Genomic DNA, 22,194 nt, shown 5'->3' with positions numbered 1-22,194 from the left:
CGCCTGCCCGTGCAGCGTGCAGGCAGGAGGAGCCGGCCAGGGTATGGCGTGTCAGGCGGTTTCGGCCACCTGCTGCAGCTGTGCTTCGCGGTAGCGTGCCAGCTCGTCGATGGTCAGCATCGGCAGCCCGTACTGGCGCGCATACACGGCCACGTCTTCACCCCGCGCCATGCTGCCATCGGGGTTCATCAGCTCGCACAGCACGGCAGCGGGGCGCAGGCCTGCCAGGCGCGCCAGGTCCACCGAGCCTTCGGTATGGCCACGGCGCACCAGCACCCCACCATTACGTGCACGCAGCGGGAACACATGCCCTGGGCTGACGATATGGCGCTGCGCGGCGGTGGAGGCCAGTGCAGCGGCAATGGTAGTGAGGCGGTCCTGGGCGCTCACGCCGGTGGTGATGCCTTCTGCGGCTTCAATGGTGACCGTGAACCCAGTGCCGTGCCGGGCCTGGTTGTTCTGCACCATGGGCGGCAGTTGCAGGTCATCGACGGTGGTTTCGTCCAGGCACAGGCAGACGATGCCGCTGCAATCGCGAATCATCATGGCCATGGTCTGCAACGAAATGTTCTCGGCGGCGGCGATGATGTCCGCTTCGTCCTCGCGGTCGTCATCATCGAGCAACAGCACAGGGCGGCCAGCCTGGAAGGCGGCGATGGCAGCACTGACGTTGGGGAAGTGCAAAGGGTGCAACGTAGACATGAAACGCTCCTCGTGAAGGGTCGATGAACGTCTCGGGGCGAACACAATGCGCGCGCAGGGGCGCCCGTTGATGGCCCCTGCCTGACGCCTTCTTTCATCCGGACTATGACCGTCGGCCCTGGGTTCTCACCAGGTCTGCTGACCCCCGGCATGGCCGGGGCGCTCGCGGGCTCATCTTTCGATTTACCGCCGGTGGGGACTTTCACCCCGCCCTGAAGACCGGCCCAGCATATCGTACCGGCCTACGGCTTTGGCAAGCCTGAATGGCGAGGGCCTGGGCTACCGGGGCAGTGGGCGGTTGCCTTGCATGCCGCCCATGCCCTGGATCACCCAGCCCAGCGAGGCGGGCAGCATGGGCCCATGCCCGAGCCCCTGGAAGCGCTCGAACTGCACCTGCAGGCCTGCAATGTTGCCAAGGTACTGCAGCAGTTCGCGGCTGCGTTGCTCCGCGTCATCACCCAGGGTGCCTTGCGGGCTGCCAGGCTCGTCCGTACCGCGCATCAGCACCAACTGTGGCCGGGTAGTGCCCAGGCGCTGTTGCACACCTTGGGCTTCATCGATGATCGCACCGTCGTGCCACCACAATGAGGGGCTGGCGGCCGCGTAGACGCTGAACTCATCTGGCCGGGTGAACAGCGCGTGGAGCACGGCAAGGCCTCCGTAGGAGTGCCCCCACAGCGTCTGGCGCTGTGTGTCGATGGGCGCAACCTGCGCCACCATCGGCCGCATGCGGGTGCGCAGCAAGTCGAAAAACGCCTCTACGCCGCCGCTGGGTTGCCCGGTGAGCGGGTCTCGCTGGTCAGCCTGCCCGGCCAGCGCCGGAGTGTAGTCGTAGGTGCGGCTTGCCCGGTCGATGCGGTGGTCAGTCTGGTAACCCACCGCCACCAGCAGCGGTGCCTGGCCCTCGGCGAGCTTGGCCAGCTGGGCTTCGTCCAGTGCGCTGAGGGCGGCGTTGCCATCGAGCATCCACAGTACCGGGTAACCGGCAGCCGGTGCAGGGCGGTTCGGCGTGCCGACCCACAAGCGGTAGTGGCGCTTACCGTCGGCCGAGTCCAGGTCGAGCTGGCTGAAGCGGTAAGCCAGCCCGGGGCGGTGCAACAACGTCGTGTCCATCACCTGGTCGTGTTGGGGCTGGGCCGTGGCGCCGCAGGCGACGAAGGCCAGTGCGAGCGTCAGTGCCAGGATCAACTTGCTCATCGGGCGTCTCGTCAGGGGGCAAGGGTTGAATCGCCAGATGATAGACAGCCCCGCCAGCGCGTAAAGCGCCTTAACTTTCTAAACCGTCAGGTGCCATGGGCAGGGTCAGGTGCAGGTGCAGCCCGGGGTTGCCATTGCTGGCCCACAGCCGGCCACCCTGCAATTCGATGGCGCGGCGGGCGATGGCAAGGCCCAGGCCGAACCCTGTGCCACTGCCCGGCAGGCGTTGGTAAGGCGTGAAGATGCGCTCCAGCTCATGCTCGGGCACGCCCGTGCCCTGGTCACGCAGGCACAGGTGCCAGCTTCCCCCTTCGCGCCAGCCGTCCAGGCTCACCCGGCCTGCGGGCGGGGAGTGGCGAATGGCATTGCGCATCAGGTTTTCCAGGGCCTGGGCCAGGCTGTCCAGATGGGCCTGGACAACGCAGTCGCTACCGAGCGAGCACGGCAGGCGCTCCCGGCCCCAGCCACTTTCGAAGCAGATATCCTGGCACAGCGCCTCCCACACCGAAGCCATCAGCACAGGCTCGGTGGCCAGGCTGGGCTGTTCGGTATCCATCCAGGCCAGGTCGAGGGTGTTTTCCAGCAGCTTCTGCATATCGGCGACTTCGTAATCCAGGCGCTCGCGTAGTTGCACGGCTGGCAGGCCGCTGTCATGGGCGATACGCAGGCGTGCCAGGGGCGTGCGCAGCTCGTGGGACAGGGTGCGCAGCAGCAGGCGCTGTTGCTCCAGGCTGTGGCGCAGGCGGGTGGCCATGTGGTCGAACGCCTGCGCCAGCTCGCCCAGTTCGTCGTGGCGGCCGTGCAAATGCAAACCGGGGCTCTCCAGGTCGTTGGCGCGCAGGGCATCGGCGCGGTCACGCAGGCGGTTCAGTGGCGCCACAAGGTGCCTGTACAGCGCCAGGCCCAGCAGCAGCGCCAGCAGTGCCGGGGCAATACCGTGGGTGACCACGTGGGTCCAGGGGGTCAGCCCGGTGGGTAGCAGGCGCTCGGGCAGCTGCATCACCACCCGACCTTGCTCGGGGTGTTGCACGAAGGCGATGCTCACGTAGGGCAGTTCATCCTGAAGGCGTCGGCTCATGGGCCAGGCCAGCTTGCGCATGAAGGTGAGGTGGCCGGCCTCGTCGGCGGTCAGCGGCGTGGTGCCCAGGCTTTGCAGGTGCGGGCCTACCACTGCGACCCAGGTGCCCTCGGTTGCCTGCACGTGCTGGCGCCAGGCTTCGACTGCAGGCGCTCCACCGGCCGCCAGGGCCTGTTCGGCCTGTTGGCCATAGCGCGCCAGGTACAATTGGTCGGCCTCAGGCAGAAAGTAGCTGCCACGTTCAACACTCAGGCCCCACGTCCATATCAGCCAGGTCAGCAGCAGGCAGAAACTCACCTGCAGCAATGCCAGCTTCCATAGCAGCGGGTGACGGCGCATCACGCCTGCTCCTGGTCGACCAGCACGTAACCCTGGCCACGCACCGCCTGGATCTGCACGTGCTGCACGTCGATGTCGGCGAGTTTGCGCCGCAGGTTGCACACGTGCACGTCAAGGCCCCGGTCCAGGCGGGTATAGGCCCGGTGCAGCACGGTCTGATACAAAAACGGTTTGCTCAGCGGCTCGCCGGCATGGGCCTGAAGGGTTACCAGCAAGCGGAATTCGGACGGCGTCAGGCCGGCCGGTTTGCCGCCGTTCAGGGCATCCTGGCGGTCCTGGTCCAGCAGCAAGTCGCCAAGGGTTGCAAGGCGCGCGGGTTGGCGGGCAAACGCCGCCCGGCGTAGCAGCGCGTCCACCCGCGCATCCAGCTCTGCCAGGCTGAAAGGCTTGGGCAGGTAATCATCGGCGCCCCGGGTAAACCCGGTGATGCGGTCCTGCTCTGCGCCCAGCGCCGACATCAGCATCACCGGTACGGCCTGGCGATGGCGCAAAGCGTCGAGCAGGGTCAGGCCATCGATGCCTGGCAGCATGATGTCCAGCAACACCAGGTCGAACGTTGCCTGGGCGATGGCGCCAAGTGCCTGCTCGGCACAGGCGCAGGCCTGCACGCGAAACCCGCGGCCGAGGAAGTGGCGGTCCAAGTCGTGGCGCAGGCAAGGGTCGTCTTCGACGAGCAGCAGGGAGGTGGGCACGGGCAGCCTTGAATGAGAATGTCTATCAGTTGTGGATCATCCCACTGTCGCCCCGGCAGGGGCAATGCCCTGCGTGTGTTAAGAAGGTTAATCCTGCTGCACCCCTGATTTTGCTCCGGTATCGTTCGCAAAAAGCAACGTGTTTCGTTTGCGAATTATTTTTATTTGGGCGAAGGGTAGGTCATGAAGGGTTCAAACGGGGTGGGGCGTGTGCGTTGGGTAATGCTGGGGTTGATGGCGCCGTTTTCGTTGTCGGCACTGGCCGAAACGGTGGCGGTGCAGGCTTCGGCCGCAGACAGCGCGCTTGATCTGCCGGCCCTGACCATCGAGGGCAACCGGCTCTACGACATGCTGCCATCGGAGCAGACCGGCGGTTACAGCGTGGACGCCGCCACGGTGGGGACCAAAACGCCGGCTGCGCTGAAAGACATCCCGCAATCGATCACCGTCTATACCCAGGATTACGTCAAGGATCGCCAGTTCGTGCACCTGGATGACCTAGCCAAGTACACCGCCGGCCTGCGCACGCTGACCAACGACAGCGGCCGCTCCTCCATCTATGCCCGTGGCTACGAATACAGCGAGTTCAACATCGACGGCCTGCCGGCGCCCATGGCCAGCATCTTCGGTACCGTGCCGTCGCTGGTGGCCTTCGACCGTGTGGAAATCATGCGTGGCCCGGCAGGGCTGTTCAGCAGCACCAGCGAACTGGGCGGCATCGTCAACATGGTGCGCAAGCGCCCTACGGCCGAGTTCCAGGGCCATGTGGAAGGCCGCTACGGCAGCTGGGACACCAACCATGAAGAAATCGACCTGAGCGGGCCGCTGGACGATGCTGGCCGCGTGCGTGGCCGCCTGATTGCCTCACGCGACGACACCAATGGCGAGGTCGACTACAACGCCAACACCAGCAACAGTTACTACGGTGCGCTGGATGTGGACCTGGACGATGCCACCACCCTGTCGTTCGGGCTGATCCATGAGGTGAAGAACATCACCCCGCACAACGGCTACCCGGCGACACTGGCCGGCCAGGTGCCAGACTTCAGCCACTCCCGCTTCCTGGGGGCGGACTGGAACAGCTTCGACGGCAAGACCACCGACCTGGTCGCAGAATTGACCCACCGTTTCGACAATGGTGGTTATGGCCGGATCGCCGCCCGCGGCTCGCACCGTGATACCGATTACCTGTATGCCTTCACCGCCACCAATGCGGCCAATGGTGCCAACTCCGAACGCGCCAGCGCCCGGGATTTCACCCAGGACACCTACGCGCTGGACGCCAGCTACAGCCAGCCGTTCGAAACTTTCGGCCAGGTCAGTGAGTTCGTGGTGGGCAGCGACTACAAGAACTACGACACCGAGTACCTCAACGGCACCACCAACCTGGGGGCCATCAACGTCAATACCTACACGCCCAAGCGCTTCGCCAAGCCGTCGCCCAACTACAGCACCGAGACGGGGATGCAGGAAGAAGAATACGGCCTGTACTCGAAGGTAACCTTCCGCCCGGTCGAGCGCCTGGCGCTGATAGCCGGTGGCCGCTTCAGCTGGTACCGCGGCGACTTCTACACCACTACGCTCAAGACCGGCGCCACCACCAACGACAGCAAGCAGGTAGATGGCCATTTCACGCCTTACGGTGGGCTGGTCTACGACCTCACCGAGAACCACGCCCTGTACGCGAGCTACTCGCAAGTGTTCAAGCCGCAGTCTGCCACTGATGGCAATGGCCGTGTATTGAAGCCGCGCGAGGGCGAACAGTATGAGTTCGGCTTGAAAAGCAGCTACTTCGGTGGCGACCTCAATACACGGTTCTCGGTATTCCGGCTGACGGATGAGAACCGCGCGACCACGGTGTACGACGCCGACGGCGTAGCCACCAATGACTCGGCGGCATCAGGCAAGACCCGGGTGAAGGGCGCCGAGGTGGAAATAAGCGGCAAACTGACGCCGAACTGGGAATTGCTGGCCGGTTACACCTGGATGGAAACCGAAACGGTCAAGGGTGATGCCGAAACCACCTTCTTCATCATGCCGCGCAACCAGGCTTCGTTGTGGAGCAAGTACACCCTCAGCGAGGGGCCGCTGACAGGGCTGGCCATCGGCGGCGGCGTTTCGGCGATGAGCAACTTCAACTCGGAGAATGGCGGGGTTCGTATCAATGCACCGGGGTACGCTACCGTGGATGCCATGCTGTCGTACCCGGTGACCTCGAAGCTCACGGCCACGTTGAACGTGAACAACCTGTTCGACCGGGACTACCTGTCGCGGGTGGGGTCTACCTCGACGTTCAACTTCTACGGGCCGTCGCGCAGCATGATGGTGGGGGCGCGTTACGATTTCTGAGGGGGTGATGCGCCTTTGAATCGACCTTAAGCAGCCGAAAAAAACACATTGTAAAGCCGGCTTTAGGCCGGCGTACTTATGCGCCAAATGTATGATTTATAGGGGTTTATCCGATTTTTTTCCGTGTCCCCCACTTGTCCCCCCCAGGCTGGCAGCGCGTCACTTTTGTCGAGAAGAATGACACGGTGGTCCGATAGCGCCCACAGCTGTCGAAACGTCACGTGAATCCAGAGCGCAAGCAGCTTGCTAGGATGATGTTCCAGCTTAGCGCAGACCATGCTTATCTCTGCCTCAGGCAAATCAGCATCATCAAGGGGGTTGGCACGGCGCAGCATACGAGCGAGATGGGCATTCTCGAGCGCGCGGATCCGCGCCAGGCAGGCCGGGTCGAGCACCGCGCCGAGCAGTTCGTGCAGACGCTCGACCCATGCAACCAGATCCTTCCGGAACTGCTCGACCGCTGCCCTGTTGCCCGGCACCCCAACGCCCTCTGACAGCACGTAGATGTTCTATTGATTGAGTCAGCCTTGCGCTGGTGCGTCGCCCAGCTTAACGGTGCCACGTTCCGGCATCACCGCCGCCGTAACCTTGCGTCAATCGGCACGAAAACGAGGGTTTACTGCGTTGAAGGCGTTGAATAAAACCGCACTGATGCCCTTTGCAGAGTTCCCCGCGAGGGGCGCCAGTACGGTTCAGGTTTTACGCGATGCGACCGCCCCCATCGACATAGAGGGTCGAGCCGGTGGTGTAGCCGTTGTCGATGAGGAAGCCGACAGCCTTGGCGGCATCCTCCGCCAGCCCGACGCGGCCGACCGGCAGGCGATTGGCCACGTTGTCGAACAGCGAGGCGCGCTTGTCCTGCGCTAGGCCGTCCCACAGCTCGGTCGCCAGCAAGCCGGGCGATACGGTGTTGACGCGCACAGGCGCCAGCTCCAGCGCCAGGGCCCGGCCCAATGCTTCGAGGGCCGCGTTGATCGCAGACTGCAAGGCGCTGGCCTTGCCAGGGCGCACCGACAGGTAGCCGGCGACGAAGGTGAGTGAGCCCTGGGCACGCAGCGGGATGTACTTCGCCGCGCTGTAGGCGCCCCAGAACTTGCTGTCCATGGCCTGGCGCGCGGCGGCGTCGGGCAGTGTCGCGATGCTGCCCATGGGCGTGTCGGCGGCGCTTATCACCACATGGTCCCAGCGCGGGCCGTCAGCCAGGGCCTGGAGTTGCGCGGTATCGGTGATGTCGAGTTGCAGGTATCTGGCGCCAGCGCCGAGCTGTTGCCGGGCTGCCTGGAGTTTTTCCAGGTTGCGCGAGGCGATGGTCACCTGGGCGCCCAGGCGGTCGAGCAGCTTCGCCGTGGCAAGTCCAACGCCGGACGAACCGCCGATCACCAGCACCGATGTTCCTTTGAAGTCGAACATCAGGCGTTCTCCACCATGTCGCTGGAGCGCACACGGGCGTAGCTTTCCCGTTCCAGCTCGGTGATCTGCACGGCTATGTCGCAGTTACCAAGGGTCAGCGCCTGGTGGAAGTGTTCGGACAACACCCGCAGGGCGACCTGTGACATAGCCTTCTTCTGCTGTGCGCTCTTGCCGAAGAACGTCTCGATGTTCAACCGCACGAACGAGGCGTCGCCGTCGCCCAGGCCGATATGGAAGGTGTCGACCGGGAAGATCCGGGACTTGAAGTCCTGGGTGCGAAACTCACCGGCTTGGGCCAGTTGCACATGCAGGGCGTTGAATAGCGGTTGGCTGTCGGGGGCGGGGCCGGCGTTGATGGAGTACTCGAGGGTCAGGTGAGGCATGCTGAGATTCCTTGCTCAGGAGGTGGCTTTGGAAATGAGGACTTGGGGTTTGCTGAAGCCAGTCAGCACCAGGCCGACACACAGCAGCAGCGCCAGCGAGGCGATGATCAAGGCCGGGCCCATACCCTGGTCGAACGACTCCGCTGCGAAGTCGCCGAGTACCAGGCCCATGAACGCCACCCCGATCAACCCACCGATCTGCCGCGAGGCGTTGAGCACGCCGGAGGCGACACCGATATGCTGGCTGTCGGCACTGGACACCATGGCGTTGGTCACCGAGGGCACGGCCAGGCCGATGCCGAAGCCCGCTACGACGATCTGCACGACCATCGCGCCGTACCCATGACCGCCCAGCAGTGGCACGATGCAGGCGTATCCCAGCGCCGCTAGGCCGGTGCCGATCAGCAGGGTCTTGCGGAAGCCGCTGCGCACCATCAGCTTGGCGGAATAGAGGTTGGCTAGCATGATCGCGCCCGTCATCGGTAGCAGCGCCAGGCCGGTCTGCAGCGGCGAGTAGTGCCAGCTGTACTGGAAGTACAAGCTGAACAGGAACACCAGCCCGTAGAAGGCGAAATTGATCAGGATGCCGATTACGGCGGAGGTGGCGAACTGCTTGTTCGCGAACAGGTTCAACGGCAGCATCGGCGCCGCGACGCGGCGCTCGACCACGATGAACAGGGCGCTGGCGCCGATGAAGCCCGCGGCGCTGAGCAGAACCTCCTGGGACTGCAGGCCATGGCTGTTCACCTGAATCAATGCATAGGTCAGACAGCCCAGCGCCGCGACCGCGAGCACCTGCCCGGCGATGTCGATACTGCGTTCGACCAGCGTGGTTTTCTCCTGCACGAACACATAAGCGATGGTGATGCCCAGGGCCGCGATCGGAATGTTGACGTAGAAGATCGAGCGCCAGCCGAACATCGAGATCAGCACGCCGCCGAACACCGGCCCCAGCGCCAGGGCCATGCCACCGGCCGCGGCCCACAGGCCGATTGCGCCGCTGCGCTCGTTCGCGTCCGAGAAGGTCTGGTTGACGATCGCCAGCGACGCCGGCACTACCAGCGCCGCGCCGATGCCTTGCAGCAGGCGGAACGCGATCAGCAGGGTGAGGCTGTCCGCGGTGCCGCACAGCCAGGAGGCCAGGGCGAACAGGGCGAAACCGACCAGGAACACGCGCTTGGGGCCAAAGCGGTCACCCAGGGAGCCGGTGGTCAGCAGGAAGGAGGCGAAGGTTAGGGTGTAGCCGTTGACCACCCATTCCAGATGCGCGAGGCTGCCCTCGAACTGCGCGTAGATCTGTTGCAAGGCGACGTTGACGACGCTCACGTCGAGTATGACGATGACGAAGGCCAGGCAGGCGGACGCCAGGCTCAGTTTTCTTCTTAGCAAGGTATTCATTGTGCAACCCTCAGCAGGGGAATTTGACCGGGTAGTGATGTTTCCAGAAGCCCCAGCTTGGTCATGAGCGCGTAGTCGATTTCCTTGATGAAGGCGTCGGACATGGCTGGGCTGGCGTAGGAGTAGAGAAGCTGCAGGCGGCCGCGGAAGCAGGACAGGTGCAGCACGACGCTGTAGTTGGCGACGTTGCGGTTGACCGCGGTTTCGACGAAGTCCACGTGACGGTAAATAGCAGACGTGAAGTCGTTGACGCCGCTGTTGGTGATGCAGGGCCCGAGGAAGGTCTCGGCCGTGCACAGCGCCGAGACGTTCGCGCGGATGGCGGCGTGGCTCTGCAGGCTGGGGGCCCAGCCTTCGCTGGCCTTGGCCAGGGCGCCACGGTAGCGCAGGACTTGGGAGTCCAGCGGCAACGGAGTCGCCTGCATGGCGCAACCCAGTACGTGGATGTTGCAGCCCATACCGCTGGCCAGGGCTCCGGCGAAATGACGGCGAGAGTTGATGGCGGTGTACAGCTCGACCTGCTGCGTGCCCAGGCAACTGGCGTAAGCCTCGGCAAGCGCCGCGGCGAAGCACTCGTTCAGGGTGATGCCTCGCGCCTTGCACACGGTGATGATCGTGGCCGACAACCTTCGGTCGAGCGTGCGCCGGTGAATCCGCGTGTGCCGCTCGGCGACCGGCAAGGTCACGCAGTGGCGCAGGGTGGTATCGCCGGCGCCCTGCGTGCGGGGCGCGCTGCTCGACGGCTGCTGCAGGTGCTCTCGGCGGTTGGGCAACAGCGACGTCTGCTGCACGGTGCAGACATTCCACACCAGGATTTCCAGCAACGATTGCAGCAGCACTCGGGTGGAGTACGCGTCCGAGATCACATGGCTACGGGTGAGGTAAAGGTGCAGTGCGCCGGGTGCGAGGATCACCGAAAGCCGCCAGAGCCAGCCGTGCGGCAGGGGCTCATCTTCTGCTCGTGGGCCACCGGCATTTGCGGCACGTACCACGGTGGGCACCAGTCATTGGCATTGATGCGCGGGTGGCGGTTGCTGATCGCCTGATGACAGACGCCTTGCAGGTAGTCCTGTACATCTTCCCTGACCGTCTGGGTATCGAGCACGGCGTAGGGGTGGTCCATGATTTCGGGGTAATGGCGAATATAAGTGGCCCACAGTACTTTCATTGCCGGTATGCGATACTTCTGCAACCAATGCAAGGTATAGGGGATCTTCTTCGGCACGCCTGTGGTGCCACTGGTTTTCAACCAACGCATTACCGGGCTGCAGGTCAGTACGCCGCCTTTGCATTGGGCTTCCCGTTCCAAGTAAGGCTCGAAGTCTTCATAGCGCATGATCGGCAAATGTTGGCGGTACGAGTCTTCGTCGGTGACCGATTCGTTATAACCCTGTTCGCGCCAATGCAGGGCGTTGCGGCTGATAGCGATAATGTCTTGCACGACATCCCGCTGAGCATGTTTGGGATGTTGCAGCGACGTCATGTATCGCGAGTTGGCCATCACACACTCGTGCAAGAACTCATCTTTGCGTCCGTACCAATCGACGGGGCGACTTTTCCGAGACATCGAAATTTCCTTATTCCGTGATGACAGGTTCAGTTAACTAACGTTGCATCTTGCTCACTGCAGTGGTGGGTGTTCGGGGCGTTCAGCGGTCGACGAAGGCCATCATTCTTTCGTTGTAACGCGGGCCCGAAGCGGGCAGCTCGGTGGTCATCTGCTCCAGGGCGCGAAGGGTTTCGGCGGTCATCTGGACGCGGGTGGCCTGGGCGTTTTCCTCGAGGTAGTGGCGTCGTTTCGTCCCTGGGATGGGCACGATGTCTTCGCCCTGTGCGAGGATCCAGGCAATGGCCAGCTGCGACGCGCTCATGCCCTCAAGTTCGGCGAGAGTTCTGATTTCCCGGGCGATCGACATGTTGGTGTCGTAGTTGCCACCCTGAAGGCGCGGGTCTTGGGCGCGGAAATCCGATGCCGGGTACTGTTCGGCGCGCTCGACCGTACCTGTGAGGAAGCCCCGGCCCAGCGGGCAGAACGACACCAGGCCGATGCCGAGCTTTCTAAGCATCGGCAGCACATCCAGTTCGATGTTGCGCTCCCACAGCGAGTATTCGCTTTGCACCACCGAAAGCGGATGCACGCGATGAGCGCGCTCGATGGTGCCGACGCCCACTTCGCACAGGCCTAGGTACTTGACCTTGCCGGCCTTGACCAGCTCCCCCATCACGCCGACCACTTCCTCGATCGGGATGGTCGGGTCGAGACGGTGCTGGTACAGCACGTCGATGTAATCGGTGTCCAGCCGCTTGAGGCTGGCGTTCACCACATCGACAATATGCTCAGGGCGGCTGTTGACGCCGACGATCTTGCCGTCCTGTAGGTCGAAGCCGAACTTGGTCGCGATCACGGCCTTTTCACGAACGCCCTTAAGCGCCTTGCCGACCAGCACCTCGTTGGTGAAGGGCCCGTAGGCTTCCGCGCTGTCGAAGAAGTTCACACCGATGTCCAGAGCCCTGCGCAGGGTTCCGCCGGACTCGACATCATCGGGCTCGCCGTACCATTGGCTCATGCCCATGCAACCCAGGCCCAGACGCGACACCGTCAAACCTTGTGAACCGAGTTTTACCTGTTTCATATGTCCCTCCTGAAGGTGAGTTGTTGAACATCCATCTGCTTGATCTTGATCAAGGCGAAGTCATGCACTTCATTGCTGTCGAGGTCGATGCAGCGCAGCAGCCACTGCGCCGTGGTGTGGTACTCGGTGCTGCCGAAGTGGAGGTATTCCACGTGTATGTTTCTTTCCCGCTCCAGGCCTTGCCAGTTTTCGTAAGTGACTCTCATCGGTGCTCTCCGGGGCTGTTTCCTTAACGCCGGCCGATAGTCTGTCCTTTGCAAAATTTGGTAAAGCATTTACAATTAAAAACACTTTTTAGCCTGATTAAAAAATGAATAGTTGATTGCTATGGATAAATTGAAGGCCATGCAGGTATTTGTTCAGGTTGTTGACAGTGCCAGCCTCACCAACGCGGCGCACAAACTTAATGTTTCAGTGGCGATGGTCAGTAATTATTTGAAGTTCCTTGAAGGCGATTTGGGCGCGGTATTATTACTGAGAACGACCCGGAAGATATCCATCACGGATTACGGCGCGTACTACTACAAGACCTGCCGGAACGTATTCGACCTGATGCGCGAAAGTGAGGAAGTTGCTTCCCATTTCATTGAGAACCCTGAGGGTGTCCTCAATGTCTCGCTACCACGCTCATTTGGCATTTTTGGTTTTCTGCCGGCGCTCAACAAGTTTTATCAGGCGCACCCGAGGATTCGGGTCGACGTTTCGATCAGCGACGCCCTGGTGGATTTTTCCGAAAATCGCTTCGATGCCGCTGTGCGGCTGGGCGCGCTTTCGGACTCGTCGCTGGTGGCGCGGCCGCTGCGGCCCTATAAGTTGATCCTTTGTGCCGCGCCGGGCTATGTGGACAGGCGTGGCGCACCGTCGACGCCGCAGGAGTTGATCCTGCACGACTGTATCGCAACCTATTTCGACGGGCACAAGACCGCGTGGAATACCTTGCAGAACACCTGGGAGTTTTTGAGCGACGATGCCGAGTTCATCAAGGTGTCGGTTCCTGCCAAGATGCAGGTCAACGATGCCCAGGGCGTCTGCATCATGGTGTTGAGCGGGCAAGGCATCGCCCTACTGCCGGAAGTGGTCGTGAGCGGTTACCTGGCGACGGGCCAGTTGGTGGCGTTGCTGCCGGGCTACCAGATCCCTTCACGGCCCATGCACCTGGTGTACCGCAAGAGCTCCCACATGCCGTTCAAGTTGAAAGCATTCATCGGTTTTCTCATGGAGGAGTTTAGCTGAGCGCGGGCACTGGCTGCGCTTGTACGGGAAAGACCTTGGTCTGCCGACCGTCGGAAAGGCATTTTACCTTGGGCGTTCATGGGCATTTTTGAAAAAATCGGCAGTTTTCCGTGTTGGCTTTTGAAATCGGCCAAAGGCACTTTCCAGCTGTGTGGGTACCCGCATGCACAATCAAGATTCCCAGTGATGCCCGACTGCAAAATTGGCAATGGAGTCAACGCCTGGCGCACGGATCCACTTCCGAGCGCGCATACAGGAGCTTCAGGCCCGCATCTACCGGCTGGAGCTTGAGAAGAAAATACTAAACGAGGCCACTGCGCTCTTGATGGCCGAGGGACACGGGCGCAGACGTTGAAGTCGATTCGACAGTTGGCAAAGTACTACCCTGTTCAACGGTTGTGTTCAGTCTTCGAGCTACCCCGTCTTGTTAGTACGCCCCCTTGGCCCGGCGGCGTCATATCGATGTCCGCCGAGTGAGCCTACGCAGTCGTGTCAACGAGCTGTTCAACCAAAGTCGTGGCTCAGCGGGCAGTCGCAGTCTGGTTGCCATGCTCCGGGATGAAGGCGTTAACGTCGGGCGTTTCAGAGTCAGAAGATTGATGAAGGAATAAGGACTGATCAGCAAACAGCCGGGTTCTCATACGTACAAGAACGCCACGGTCGAGCGCCCCGACATTCCCAATGTGCTTGATCGTAAGTTCACCGTGGCTCAATTCTGTGTCCGAGAATTATTGACCACTACAGATGGTGCTGGACACCTTCGGACGAGGGCATGACTGAAGCGCCCGCCATATCAAGGTTATCGGCAGTGTGCGCGGAAGGGATAAGATTATTTCGGACAATTAAAAAGCCGGCTTGTGGCCGGCTTCTCGGGGACGCTTCCGGCTAATTTATGGTAAGCCGCAATCGCCTTAACAGGGTGGCCAGCAAAGGCCTGAAAAAGAAGGCAGATGCCCGTGTGGGGTATCGCCGAGCCCTCTGGGCCGCGGTTTGCACCGGGCGGGGCTGATGTGCGGCGTAGCATACAAGGCCCCAGCCATGATGCACAGCAAAAAATGGCACAGGGTGTGTCACCGCGGGCGTTGCTGGCGGAAGAACGCCCAGTGGAACACCCAGCCCAGAATCTCCAGCCCCTGGGCATGGCGTTGGGCGGGCGTGTAGCGCTCAACCGCATAGTTGTGCCGGTCGTGGCTGTGCAGGTACAGGGTGCCGTTCTGGCCAAGGCTGAGGTTGTGCACGCGCAAGGCCCCATTGAGCATCAAGGCATAGGTTTCGCCCTCGACAATCTGCGTCATGCCCATGTCGATTGCCAACGTCGCCTGCAGTGGAATCAGCGGCGCCATGTTGCCCGTGGGCATGGCCACGCACAGGGTATTGTCGGGGTGTACCCCCAGCCCCTTCAAGGCATTGGCGGGCAGGCGCAGGTGGCGGCCGGCTACCGGGCACAGCAGGCCACTGCGCAACTCATGGAAGGGCACATTCACCACCCGGCCGCGCTGCACCGACAACGGGATGGGCACCTGGGCAGGCGCAGGCCGCGGCGCGCAATTGCGCAAAATCGCATTGGGGTGCTTGATGCCCTCGCCGCTACGCAGCCAGCGACGGTGCACGCAGAACAAGTCGGCAAGTTCGTCCAGGCGCGCCAGTGGCACGCCGCGGTTGAACCAGTTGTTGACATGCTGTGGGGTCACGCCGCACTGGGCAGCGAAATCGGAGGCTGTAAGCCCGCATTCATGAAGAAGGGCCCTGAGGCGGTCACCGGATGTGTTCATGGCGCGAGTGTAGCGGCGAGGTGCCAGCAAGGATATGAACAGCAGGTTGACAGGGTTTGTAAGAAATACGGTGGTTTGTAAGGCCAAGACGTAAGACGTTGTAGGACCTGTTACCGGCCTCATTACACAGCGCGTGACGCTTTCAGCCGCCATAAAAAAACCCCGCCAAAGCGGGGTTTTTCATGCAAACGGTATCAGCCCTTGTAGGCAGCGACCGATTTGGTGATCGCAGCGCGGGCGGCGTCTGCGCCATCCCAGCCTTCGATCTTGACCCACTTGCCTTTCTCGAGATCTTTGTAGTTGGCAAAGAAGTGCTCGATCTGCTGGATCAGCAGGGCTGGCAGGTCGGTGTATTCCTTCACGTCCACGTACAGCTGCGACAGCTTGTCGTGTGGAACAGCGATAACCTTGGCGTCACCGCCGCCATCGTCGGTCATGTTCAGCACACCTACCGGGCGGGCACGGATGACCGAGCCTGGGGCTACCGGGTAAGGGGTGACCACCAGCACGTCCAGCGGGTCGCCGTCGTCAGCCAGGGTGTTGGGGATGAAACCGTAGTTGGCCGGGTAGAACATCGGGGTAGCCATGAAACGGTCGACGAACAGGGTATCGCTGTCCTTGTCGATTTCGTATTTGATCGGCGCGTGGTTGGCCGGGATCTCGATGGCGACGTAGATGTCGTTCGGCAGGTCTTTGCCCGCCGGAATCTTGCTGTAGCTCATTGGGCAGTGCCCCCGTGTTTGACCAAAAAAGTGGCGGCGATTATAGGCATATTCTGCCCGTGCATGCCACGCCTGGCCTGATGCAGCGGGGCGTCAGGCGGGGTGCTCACGGTACGCGGGGTGCTCCGCCTGCAATTGGTTGAGCCGGGCCAGCGGGTTCTGGCGGTAGAACAGCGACAGCTGCTGGTAGACCTGTGGGTAGGCCTGGTGCAGCAGGTCGGGCCCGCTGAAGAAGTACTCGCTGGCCACTGCGAAGAATTCAGCGGGGTTTTCTGCCGCATAGGGGTCGATGGCGGTTTCGGCGTCGGGGTTGGCGTCCAGTTGCCGGTTGAGGTCGTCGTAGGCGTGTTGCATGGCGCTGGCCCAGTGCTCGATCGACATGTCGCTGTGCAGGGGCGGCAGGCCATTGGCGTCGCCGTTGAGCATGTCCAGCTTGTGCGCCAGCTCGTGGATGACCAGGTTGTAGGCTTCCCAGCCACCGCTGGCCAGTACCCCGCTCCAGGCCAGGATGATCGGACCCTGCTGCCAAGCCTCGCCGCTGTGCTCGCCGTCCCAGGCATGCTCGATGCCACTGGCATCACGGTGGCGCTGGGGGCTCTTGAAGTCGTCGGGGTAGAGGATGATTTCGTGAAAGCCCTGGTACCAGTGCAGCTCGCCCAGGTGCAGCAACGGCAACTGGGCCTGGGCTGCCAGTACCAGGCGCTGCTGGTCGTCCAGCTCGACCCCCGGCAGGCATGTCAGGTGCTTGTCCAGCAGGAACAGAATGCAGGCTTCGCGCAGCCAGTGGTCTTCTTCGTCGCTGATGCCGTCGAGCATGGGCAGGCGCTCGCGCACGGCCTGCCATTGCTGGGGCGTGATGGGGTAGCGCGCCAGGGTTCGCTTGCGCCGCCAGGCGCTGAATGACCACATGGACGCGACGCCTGGCGGTCAGTGTGCCTTGGCCGTGCGGCCCAGGCGGGAGCGCAGCAGGCCCAGGATCATGGGGACCAGTGACAATACGATGATGCCCACCACCATCAGCGACAGGTGTTGCTTGATGAACGGCACATTACCGAAGAAGTAACCCAGGGTGACCAACCCACCCACCCACAGCAAGGTCCCGGCAATGCTGAACCCCAGGAAGCGGGGGTAGTGCATGTGAGCGATGCCGGCAACAAACGGGGCAAAGGTACGCAGGATGGGCAGGAACCGCGCCATGGTCACGGTCTTGCCACCGTGGCGTTCGTAGAAATCGTGGGTGCGCTGCAGGTAGTCGCGGCGGAAGATCTTCGAGTTGGGGTTGCTGAACAAACGCTCCCCGGCCGTTCGCCCGATGACGTAGTTGGTACTGTCGCCCAGGATAGCGGCGATCATCAGCAACCCGGCAAGCAGTACCGGGTCCATACCGCCCCCCGCGGCCACGGCGCCGGCGATGAACAGCAGCGAATCACCCGGCAGGAACGGCATGACCACCAGGCCGGTTTCGCAGAAAATCACGGCAAACAGAATGGCGTAGATCCAGGGGCCGTAATTGGTGACCAACAGGTCGAGGTACGCATCGAGATGCAGGATAAGGTCCAGCGGGTTGAAATCCATGTACAGCACCTGTGTTCTTGGTCGAAGGCTCGGTTAGCTGGGAGAGTGGAAACATTTCTCACATGACAAGTAGGCCATTATACGGCGAAGTCAGGATCATGCCCGGGGAGTTTGTAGCGGCGGGTTACGACGGAAGTCGTCCTCGGCTGGCCTTGTCGCGGGCATACCCGCGATAAGGCAACCGCAGGTCATTCCTGGCTGATGGGCAGGATGTAGTTGCGGAACTCGGTGTCCTCGCGAAACCCGATGGACTCGTAGGTCTTGTGCGCCACCTGGTTGTCGCTGCTGGTGGAAACCCGCATGCGCACGGCGTTGGTCTGGCGCGCCATCTTCTTTGCTTCGCGCATCAGGTGGTCAGCCACCAGCATGCGTCGGGAGTCTTCGGCCACATAGATGTCGTTGAGAATCCACACCCGCTTCAGCGACAGCGACGAAAAACTGGGGTACAGCTGGCAGAAGCCCAGCAGTTTGCTGTCATCGTCATCGGGCAATGCCAGGTAGATCACCGACTCTTCACGCGCCAGGCGCTTGCGCAGAAAGCTGCGAGAGCTGTCGGGGTAGGGCAGTTGGCCGTAGAACTCCCGGTATTTGACGAACATCGGGGTTAGCAGGTCGAGGTGATCTAGGGTTGCCTTGATGATGCGCATGTGCGGCCCTCAGCGTCCATGTGGAAAACAGTGCAACGCCAGCAGCGTCCAAGGCCATGCTGCCCAATGCCCGGGGCAAGTGCAATCTGCCCTACGTGACAGCTTGGTTAATCTTTGCCCAGCAGAAAGTTGCCCTTCTGGCTGGCCAGGTCGTCGCTTTCCAGGCTATGCACCTCGGCTTCGTCTTTAAGGTTCACGCCCGACAACTGGCGCCGGCAGGCTTCGCGCATCAGATACAGCAGGCGGTGCGCTGCCATGCCGTAACTCAGCCCCTCCAGGCGTACGTTGGAGATGCAGTTGCGGTAGGCGTCGGTCAGGCCTACCCGGGGGGCGTAGGTAAAGTACAGCCCCAGGCTGTCGGGTGAGCTGAGCCCCGGGCGCTCACCGATCAGCATGACCGTCATGCGCGCGCCCAGCAATTCGCCCACTTCGTCGGCCACCGCTACCCGGCCTTGTTGCACCAGCACGACCGGCGCGCAGGCCCAGCCGTCGTCGCTGGCCTGCTCTTCGAAGCGGGCCAGAAACGGCAGGGTATGGCGATGCACGGCCAGGGCCGACAAACCGTCGGCCACCACGATCGCCAGGTCGACCCCGCCGGGGTTTTGCTGGGCGTGCTGGCGCAGGGTTGCCGCCGACTCGTCGTTCAGCCGCCGCCCCAGGTCGGGCCGCTGCAGGTACTGGTGGCGGTCGCTTGCCGCGCTGTGCAGCAGCAGGCTGTGGCGGCCACGCTCGCTCAGCTGGGCCGCCAGGCCATCAGCATCGAATGGCAGGTGCACCGCATCGCGTGCCTGGGCATGGGCATACTGGAAATCCAATTGCGCGCCGGTGGGCAGGCTGGTGCCGGCACGGCCCAGGGCAATGCGCGCCGGGGTGAGGTTGCGCAGGGCCAGCCAGGGGTTGTCGGCAGTAGGTGTGTGTTTGTTCATGGTCATCCCTATGCGAGCTGCGCCAATGCCTGGCGGAACGCCGGCGGCAGGTTGTCACCGAAACGCACCCGGCCGTCGGCCTGGGTGAAGATGCCGGTGCGGGCCAGCCAGGCTTCGAACTCCGGCCCGGGTTTCAGGCCCAGGGTCTGGCGCGCGTACAGGGCATCATGGAACGAGGTGGTCTGGTAGTTGAGCATGATGTCGTCGGAGCCGGGGATGCCCATGATGAAGTTGATCCCGGCTACCCCCAGCAGCGTCAGCAGGGTGTCCATGTCGTCCTGGTCGGCTTCGGCATGGTTGGTGTAGCAGATGTCACAACCCATGGGCACGCCCAGCAACTTGCCGCAGAAGTGGTCTTCAAGGCCGGCACGGATGATCTGCTTGCCGTTGTACAGGTACTCCGGGCCGATGAAGCCGACCACGGTATTGACCAGGAAGGGCTTGAAGTGGCGGGCGACGGCGTAGGCGCGGGTTTCACAGGTTTGCTGGTCGACGCCATGGTGGGCATTGGCCGACAGGGCACTGCCCTGGCCGGTTTCGAAGTACATCAGGTTCTGGCCGAGGGTGCCGCGCTGCAGCGACAGGCCGGCTTCGTAGCCTTCCTGCAACACGTTGAGGTTGATGCCGAACCCGGCATTGGCGGCCTCGGTACCGGCGATGGACTGAAACACCAGGTCCAGCGGTACGCCACGGTTGACCGCCTCGATCGAAGTGGTGACGTGGGTGAGTACGCAGGCCTGGGTAGGGATGTCGTAGCGCTGGATGATGGCGTCGAGCATCTCCAGCAGTGCGCAGATGGAGGCGATGCTGTCGGTGGCCGGGTTGATGCCGATCATGGCATCGCCATTGCCGTACAGCAGGCCGTCGAGAATGCTCGCGGCAATGCCTGCCGGTTCGTCGGTGGGGTGGTTGGGCTGCAGCCGCGTCGACAGCCGCCCACGCAGGCCCATGGTGCCGCGAAAGCGCGTGACCACGCGAATTTTCTGGGCTACCAGCACCAGGTCCTGCACGCGCATGATCTTCGACACGGCTGCGGCCATTTCCGGTGTCAGCCCAGGTGCCAGTGCACGCAGGCTGGTCTCGTCGGCCTGCTCGCTCAGCAGCCAGTCCCGCAGGCCACCTACCGTCAGGTGGCTGACCGCGGCAAATGCCTGAGCATCATGGGTATCGATGATCAGGCGGGTGACTTCGTCGTCCTCGTAGGGGACCAGCGCTTCGTTCAAAAAGTGTGTCAGCGGGATGTTCGCCAGGGCCATCTGCGCGGCCACCCGCTCGCCATCGTTGCTGGCGGCGACGCCGGCAAGGTAGTCACCGGAACGCGCCGGGCTGGCCTTGGCCATCACCTCCTTGAGGCTGTCGAAGCGGTAGACCATCTGGCCGACCGTGTGCACGAAAGTTGCCATACAGGTTCTCCAGAGCCGCGGGCTGCCCCGCGGCAGGTGGCGATGATCAGTGCAGGGCCTGTTCGGCCTGCTGGATCGCGGCGAATTCCTCTTCCGGTGTGCCGGCTACCAGGTGGTGGCGGCTGTAGAAGGCAAAGTACGCGATCAGCACCGCATAGATCACGGCGGCGCCAATCACCACCCGCGGGTCTACCAGGAAGCCCGCGACCACGGCAATACAGGCCAGCACCAAAGCCAGGCCTGAGGTGAAGATGCCCCCCGGCGTGCGGTAGGGCCGCTCCATCTTCGGCCGACGGATCCGCAAGGTGATGTGCGCCGCCATCATCAGTACATAAGACAAGGTAGCGCCAAAAACCGCCACCAGGATCAGCAGGTCACCCTGGCCGGTCAGCGACAAGGCAAAACCGATGATGCCAGGGATGACCAGGGCCATCACCGGCGCCTTGCTCTTGTTGGTTTCCGACAGCTTGCGCGGCAGGTAGCCGGCCCGGGACAGGGCGAAAATCTGCCTGGAATAGGCGTAAATGATCGAGAAGAAGCTGGCAATCAGGCCGGCCAGGCCCACCAGGTTGACAAAGCTGCCCATCCAGGTGGAACCACCATAGGCCTTGGCCAGGGCCTCGACCAGCGGGTTGCCGGAGGCTTTCAGAGCTTCGGAGCCCGCGCCACCTGGGCCTACCACCAGAATCAGCAAGGCAAAGGCAACCAGCACCAGCATGGCGCCGATCAGCCCGCGCGGCAGGTCGCGCTTGGGGTTCTTGGTTTCTTCAGCGGCCAGCGGCACGCCCTCCACTGCGAGGAAGAACCAGATGGCATAGGGGATGGCCGCCCACACGCCCACGTAGCCGAACGGCAGGAAGCTGCTGGCGCCTGCGGCGTCGGTAACGGCGATGTCGAACAGGTTGGCTGCATCAAAATGGGGCACCATGGCCACCAGGAACACGGCCAGTGCAATGGCCGCGACGGCGGTGATGGCAAACATCAGCTTCAACGCCTCGCCCACGCCGAAGATGTGGATGGCGATGAACACCACGTAGAACACCAGGTAGATCAGCCAACCGCCGATGCCGAACAGCGACTGGCAATAGGCGCCGATGAACGTGGCGATGGCGGCGGGGGCAATGGCGTACTCGATCAGGATCGCCGTACCGGTCAGAAACCCGCCCCAGGGGCCGAATGCGCTGCGGGCAAAGCCGTAGCCGCCGCCGGCTGTAGGGATCATGGACGACAGTTCAGCCAGGGAGAAACACATGCACAGGTACATGGTGGCCATCAGCAAGGTGGCCAGGAACATGCCGCCCCAGCCACCTTGGGCCAGGCCGAAGTTCCAGCCGGCATAGTCGCCGGAAATCACGTACGCCACCCCCAGGCCGACCAGCAAAACCCAGCCTGCGGCGCCCTTTTTCAGTTCACGTTGCTGGAAATAGTCGGAGCCGACCTTTTCGAAATCGACGGAAGAGCCTGCCGGCGAGCCGGCGGAATGATCGCTTGGCATAATTTCACCTTTCAAAAAAAAGCGGCAAGCGGCAAGCCATAAGCTGCAAGACAAAGCGAACTGCGCCTGGCTCGCCATCTTCTTTAGCTTGGAGCTCGCTGTTTGAATTTATGTGGTTGTTATCAGTGGCGAGCGTTGAGCCACGAAGATCACTAGCAAACTTCTAGCCACAAGCGAGCAACAGGGGCAGCCATGATGCGGTCCGCCCCTCTTGCCGCTTGTAACTTGCAGCTTGCAGCT

General features: G+C 62.5%; 22 protein-coding genes, 1 pseudogene and 1 riboswitch. Of the genes and pseudogenes, 4 read left to right on the top strand and 19 right to left on the bottom strand.

Translation table 11 applies throughout. From position 1 onward, the window contains the following. Window positions 1-51: 51 nt before the first annotated feature. From ribB to APH25_RS13865, 4 genes are all read right to left on the bottom strand, one after another. Entirely contained in the window at window positions 52-702 is a 651-nt protein-coding gene (gene ribB / locus APH25_RS13880) for a 3,4-dihydroxy-2-butanone-4-phosphate synthase (protein ID WP_060482329.1), read from the bottom strand. A gap of 82 nt (window positions 703-784) precedes the next feature. After that, a riboswitch (FMN riboswitch) is annotated at window positions 785-926 on the bottom strand. 55 nt (window positions 927-981) lie between these two features. Beyond that, a complete protein-coding gene (locus APH25_RS13875; RefSeq protein ID WP_060482328.1) occupies window positions 982-1,899 on the bottom strand; it encodes an alpha/beta hydrolase in 918 nt (305 codons plus the stop codon). A gap of 70 nt (window positions 1,900-1,969) precedes the next feature. Next, window positions 1,970-3,316, bottom strand: coding sequence for a sensor histidine kinase (locus APH25_RS13870; RefSeq protein WP_060482327.1), 1,347 nt, complete (start codon window positions 3,314-3,316; stop codon window positions 1,970-1,972). Next, window positions 3,316-4,008, bottom strand: a complete 693-nt coding sequence (locus APH25_RS13865) for a response regulator transcription factor (RefSeq protein ID WP_060482326.1) — start codon at window positions 4,006-4,008, stop codon at window positions 3,316-3,318. The genes APH25_RS13870 and APH25_RS13865 overlap by 1 nt, the downstream gene beginning before the upstream one ends. A gap of 183 nt (window positions 4,009-4,191) precedes the next feature. Between APH25_RS13865 and APH25_RS13860 the strand changes: the two genes are divergently transcribed. Then, window positions 4,192-6,357 carry a TonB-dependent siderophore receptor gene (locus tag APH25_RS13860; protein WP_060482325.1) on the top strand — a complete coding sequence of 722 codons (2,166 nt, stop codon included), beginning with the start codon at window positions 4,192-4,194 and terminating at the stop codon, window positions 6,355-6,357. A 221-nt stretch (window positions 6,358-6,578) separates the two neighbouring features. Then, on the top strand, window positions 6,579-6,851 hold the full coding sequence (locus APH25_RS13855; RefSeq protein WP_177331180.1) for a hypothetical protein: 273 nt from the start codon (window positions 6,579-6,581) through the stop codon (window positions 6,849-6,851). A 205-nt stretch (window positions 6,852-7,056) separates the two neighbouring features. Here the strand turns inward: APH25_RS13855 and APH25_RS13850 are convergent, their stop codons facing one another. From APH25_RS13850 to APH25_RS13820, 7 genes are all read right to left on the bottom strand, one after another. Continuing rightward, window positions 7,057-7,767: an SDR family oxidoreductase gene (locus tag APH25_RS13850; RefSeq protein ID WP_060482323.1), complete on the bottom strand. Its 711-nt coding sequence runs from the start codon at window positions 7,765-7,767 to the stop codon at window positions 7,057-7,059. Then, window positions 7,767-8,150, bottom strand: coding sequence for a 5-carboxymethyl-2-hydroxymuconate Delta-isomerase (locus APH25_RS13845; protein ID WP_060482322.1), 384 nt, complete (start codon window positions 8,148-8,150; stop codon window positions 7,767-7,769). Before APH25_RS13845 ends, APH25_RS13850 begins: the two co-directional genes overlap by 1 nt. 15 nt (window positions 8,151-8,165) lie before the next feature. Then, on the bottom strand, window positions 8,166-9,548 hold the full coding sequence (locus APH25_RS13840) for an MFS transporter (RefSeq protein ID WP_060482321.1): 1,383 nt from the start codon (window positions 9,546-9,548) through the stop codon (window positions 8,166-8,168). Further along, entirely contained in the window at window positions 9,545-10,462 is a 918-nt protein-coding gene (locus APH25_RS13835) for a hypothetical protein (RefSeq protein WP_060482320.1), read from the bottom strand. The genes APH25_RS13840 and APH25_RS13835 overlap by 4 nt, the downstream gene beginning before the upstream one ends. Then, window positions 10,459-11,049: a GH3 auxin-responsive promoter family protein gene (locus tag APH25_RS13830; RefSeq protein ID WP_060482319.1), complete on the bottom strand. Its 591-nt coding sequence runs from the start codon at window positions 11,047-11,049 to the stop codon at window positions 10,459-10,461. The genes APH25_RS13835 and APH25_RS13830 overlap by 4 nt, the downstream gene beginning before the upstream one ends. A 148-nt stretch (window positions 11,050-11,197) precedes the next feature. Continuing rightward, the gene (locus APH25_RS13825) at window positions 11,198-12,181 is read right to left on the bottom strand and encodes an aldo/keto reductase (protein ID WP_060482318.1); all 984 of its coding nucleotides are present in this window, start codon (window positions 12,179-12,181) and stop codon (window positions 11,198-11,200) included. Continuing rightward, window positions 12,178-12,387, bottom strand: a complete 210-nt coding sequence (locus tag APH25_RS13820; RefSeq protein WP_060482317.1) for a hypothetical protein — start codon at window positions 12,385-12,387, stop codon at window positions 12,178-12,180. Before APH25_RS13820 ends, APH25_RS13825 begins: the two co-directional genes overlap by 4 nt. A gap of 121 nt (window positions 12,388-12,508) precedes the next feature. Here APH25_RS13820 and APH25_RS13815 point away from each other — a divergent pair, with 121 nt between their 5' ends. Together APH25_RS13815 and APH25_RS25950 are read left to right on the top strand one after the other, a co-directional pair. Then, window positions 12,509-13,414 (top strand): LysR family transcriptional regulator, encoded by a 906-nt coding sequence (locus APH25_RS13815; RefSeq protein ID WP_060482316.1) that lies wholly within the window; start codon window positions 12,509-12,511, stop codon window positions 13,412-13,414. A gap of 247 nt (window positions 13,415-13,661) precedes the next feature. Beyond that, a pseudogene (locus tag APH25_RS25950) lies at window positions 13,662-14,121 on the top strand (IS3 family transposase); the annotation flags it as partial. Window positions 14,122-14,484: 363 nt separating this feature from the next. Here APH25_RS25950 and APH25_RS13810 read toward each other — a convergent pair. The 8 genes from APH25_RS13810 to eat all read right to left on the bottom strand — a co-directional run bounded on the left by APH25_RS13810 (window position 14,485) and on the right by eat (window position 21,954). Next, entirely contained in the window at window positions 14,485-15,186 is a 702-nt protein-coding gene (locus APH25_RS13810) for a helix-turn-helix transcriptional regulator (protein ID WP_060482362.1), read from the bottom strand. Between the two features lie 194 nt (window positions 15,187-15,380). Continuing rightward, window positions 15,381-15,908 carry an inorganic diphosphatase gene (gene ppa, locus APH25_RS13805; RefSeq protein ID WP_016484715.1) on the bottom strand — a complete coding sequence of 176 codons (528 nt, stop codon included), beginning with the start codon at window positions 15,906-15,908 and terminating at the stop codon, window positions 15,381-15,383. Between the two features lie 93 nt (window positions 15,909-16,001). Then, window positions 16,002-16,817, bottom strand: a complete 816-nt coding sequence (locus tag APH25_RS13800) for a zinc-dependent peptidase (RefSeq protein WP_060482315.1) — start codon at window positions 16,815-16,817, stop codon at window positions 16,002-16,004. A gap of 18 nt (window positions 16,818-16,835) precedes the next feature. Next, window positions 16,836-17,483, bottom strand: a complete 648-nt coding sequence (locus APH25_RS13795) for a DedA family protein (protein WP_060482314.1) — start codon at window positions 17,481-17,483, stop codon at window positions 16,836-16,838. A gap of 188 nt (window positions 17,484-17,671) precedes the next feature. Further along, complete coding sequence (locus APH25_RS13790) at window positions 17,672-18,130, bottom strand: GNAT family N-acetyltransferase (RefSeq protein ID WP_060482313.1); 459 nt, start codon at window positions 18,128-18,130, stop codon at window positions 17,672-17,674. 107 nt (window positions 18,131-18,237) lie between these two features. Further along, window positions 18,238-19,056: an ethanolamine ammonia-lyase subunit EutC gene (gene eutC / locus APH25_RS13785; protein ID WP_060482361.1), complete on the bottom strand. Its 819-nt coding sequence runs from the start codon at window positions 19,054-19,056 to the stop codon at window positions 18,238-18,240. Window positions 19,057-19,064: 8 nt separating this feature from the next. Then, a complete protein-coding gene (locus APH25_RS13780) occupies window positions 19,065-20,459 on the bottom strand; it encodes an ethanolamine ammonia-lyase subunit EutB (RefSeq protein WP_060482312.1) in 1,395 nt (464 codons plus the stop codon). Between the two features lie 46 nt (window positions 20,460-20,505). Continuing rightward, complete coding sequence (eat, locus tag APH25_RS13775; protein ID WP_028633025.1) at window positions 20,506-21,954, bottom strand: ethanolamine permease; 1,449 nt, start codon at window positions 21,952-21,954, stop codon at window positions 20,506-20,508. Window positions 21,955-22,194: the final 240 nt, after the last annotated feature.

Source organism: Pseudomonas sp. NBRC 111119 (assembly GCF_001320125.1).
Taxonomy (GTDB): domain Bacteria; phylum Pseudomonadota; class Gammaproteobacteria; order Pseudomonadales; family Pseudomonadaceae; genus Aquipseudomonas; species Aquipseudomonas parafulva.
Note: the sequence above shows the minus strand (reverse complement) of the source record. Positions and strands in the feature narration are given on the sequence as shown.

What these genes read in the sequence shown, in the direction of transcription:
- ribB (WP_060482329.1), bottom strand. Translation starts at nt 702, where the DNA reads ATGTCTACGTTGCACCCTTTGCACTTCCCCAACGTCAGTGCTGCCATC.
- APH25_RS13875 (WP_060482328.1), bottom strand. Translation starts at nt 1,899, where the DNA reads ATGAGCAAGTTGATCCTGGCACTGACGCTCGCACTGGCCTTCGTCGCC.
- APH25_RS13870 (WP_060482327.1), bottom strand. Translation starts at nt 3,316, where the DNA reads ATGCGCCGTCACCCGCTGCTATGGAAGCTGGCATTGCTGCAGGTGAGT.
- APH25_RS13860 (WP_060482325.1), top strand. Translation starts at nt 4,192, where the DNA reads ATGAAGGGTTCAAACGGGGTGGGGCGTGTGCGTTGGGTAATGCTGGGG.
- APH25_RS13850 (WP_060482323.1), bottom strand. Translation starts at nt 7,767, where the DNA reads ATGTTCGACTTCAAAGGAACATCGGTGCTGGTGATCGGCGGTTCGTCC.
- APH25_RS13845 (WP_060482322.1), bottom strand. Translation starts at nt 8,150, where the DNA reads ATGCCTCACCTGACCCTCGAGTACTCCATCAACGCCGGCCCCGCCCCC.
- APH25_RS13840 (WP_060482321.1), bottom strand. Translation starts at nt 9,548, where the DNA reads ATGAATACCTTGCTAAGAAGAAAACTGAGCCTGGCGTCCGCCTGCCTG.
- APH25_RS13830 (WP_060482319.1), bottom strand. Translation starts at nt 11,049, where the DNA reads ATGGCCAACTCGCGATACATGACGTCGCTGCAACATCCCAAACATGCT.
- APH25_RS13825 (WP_060482318.1), bottom strand. Translation starts at nt 12,181, where the DNA reads ATGAAACAGGTAAAACTCGGTTCACAAGGTTTGACGGTGTCGCGTCTG.
- APH25_RS13820 (WP_060482317.1), bottom strand. Translation starts at nt 12,387, where the DNA reads ATGAGAGTCACTTACGAAAACTGGCAAGGCCTGGAGCGGGAAAGAAAC.
- APH25_RS13815 (WP_060482316.1), top strand. Translation starts at nt 12,509, where the DNA reads ATGGATAAATTGAAGGCCATGCAGGTATTTGTTCAGGTTGTTGACAGT.
- APH25_RS13810 (WP_060482362.1), bottom strand. Translation starts at nt 15,186, where the DNA reads ATGAACACATCCGGTGACCGCCTCAGGGCCCTTCTTCATGAATGCGGG.
- ppa (WP_016484715.1), bottom strand. Translation starts at nt 15,908, where the DNA reads ATGAGCTACAGCAAGATTCCGGCGGGCAAAGACCTGCCGAACGACATC.
- APH25_RS13800 (WP_060482315.1), bottom strand. Translation starts at nt 16,817, where the DNA reads ATGTGGTCATTCAGCGCCTGGCGGCGCAAGCGAACCCTGGCGCGCTAC.
- APH25_RS13795 (WP_060482314.1), bottom strand. Translation starts at nt 17,483, where the DNA reads ATGGATTTCAACCCGCTGGACCTTATCCTGCATCTCGATGCGTACCTC.
- APH25_RS13790 (WP_060482313.1), bottom strand. Translation starts at nt 18,130, where the DNA reads ATGCGCATCATCAAGGCAACCCTAGATCACCTCGACCTGCTAACCCCG.
- eutC (WP_060482361.1), bottom strand. Translation starts at nt 19,056, where the DNA reads ATGAACAAACACACACCTACTGCCGACAACCCCTGGCTGGCCCTGCGC.
- APH25_RS13780 (WP_060482312.1), bottom strand. Translation starts at nt 20,459, where the DNA reads ATGGCAACTTTCGTGCACACGGTCGGCCAGATGGTCTACCGCTTCGAC.
- eat (WP_028633025.1), bottom strand. Translation starts at nt 21,954, where the DNA reads ATGCCAAGCGATCATTCCGCCGGCTCGCCGGCAGGCTCTTCCGTCGAT.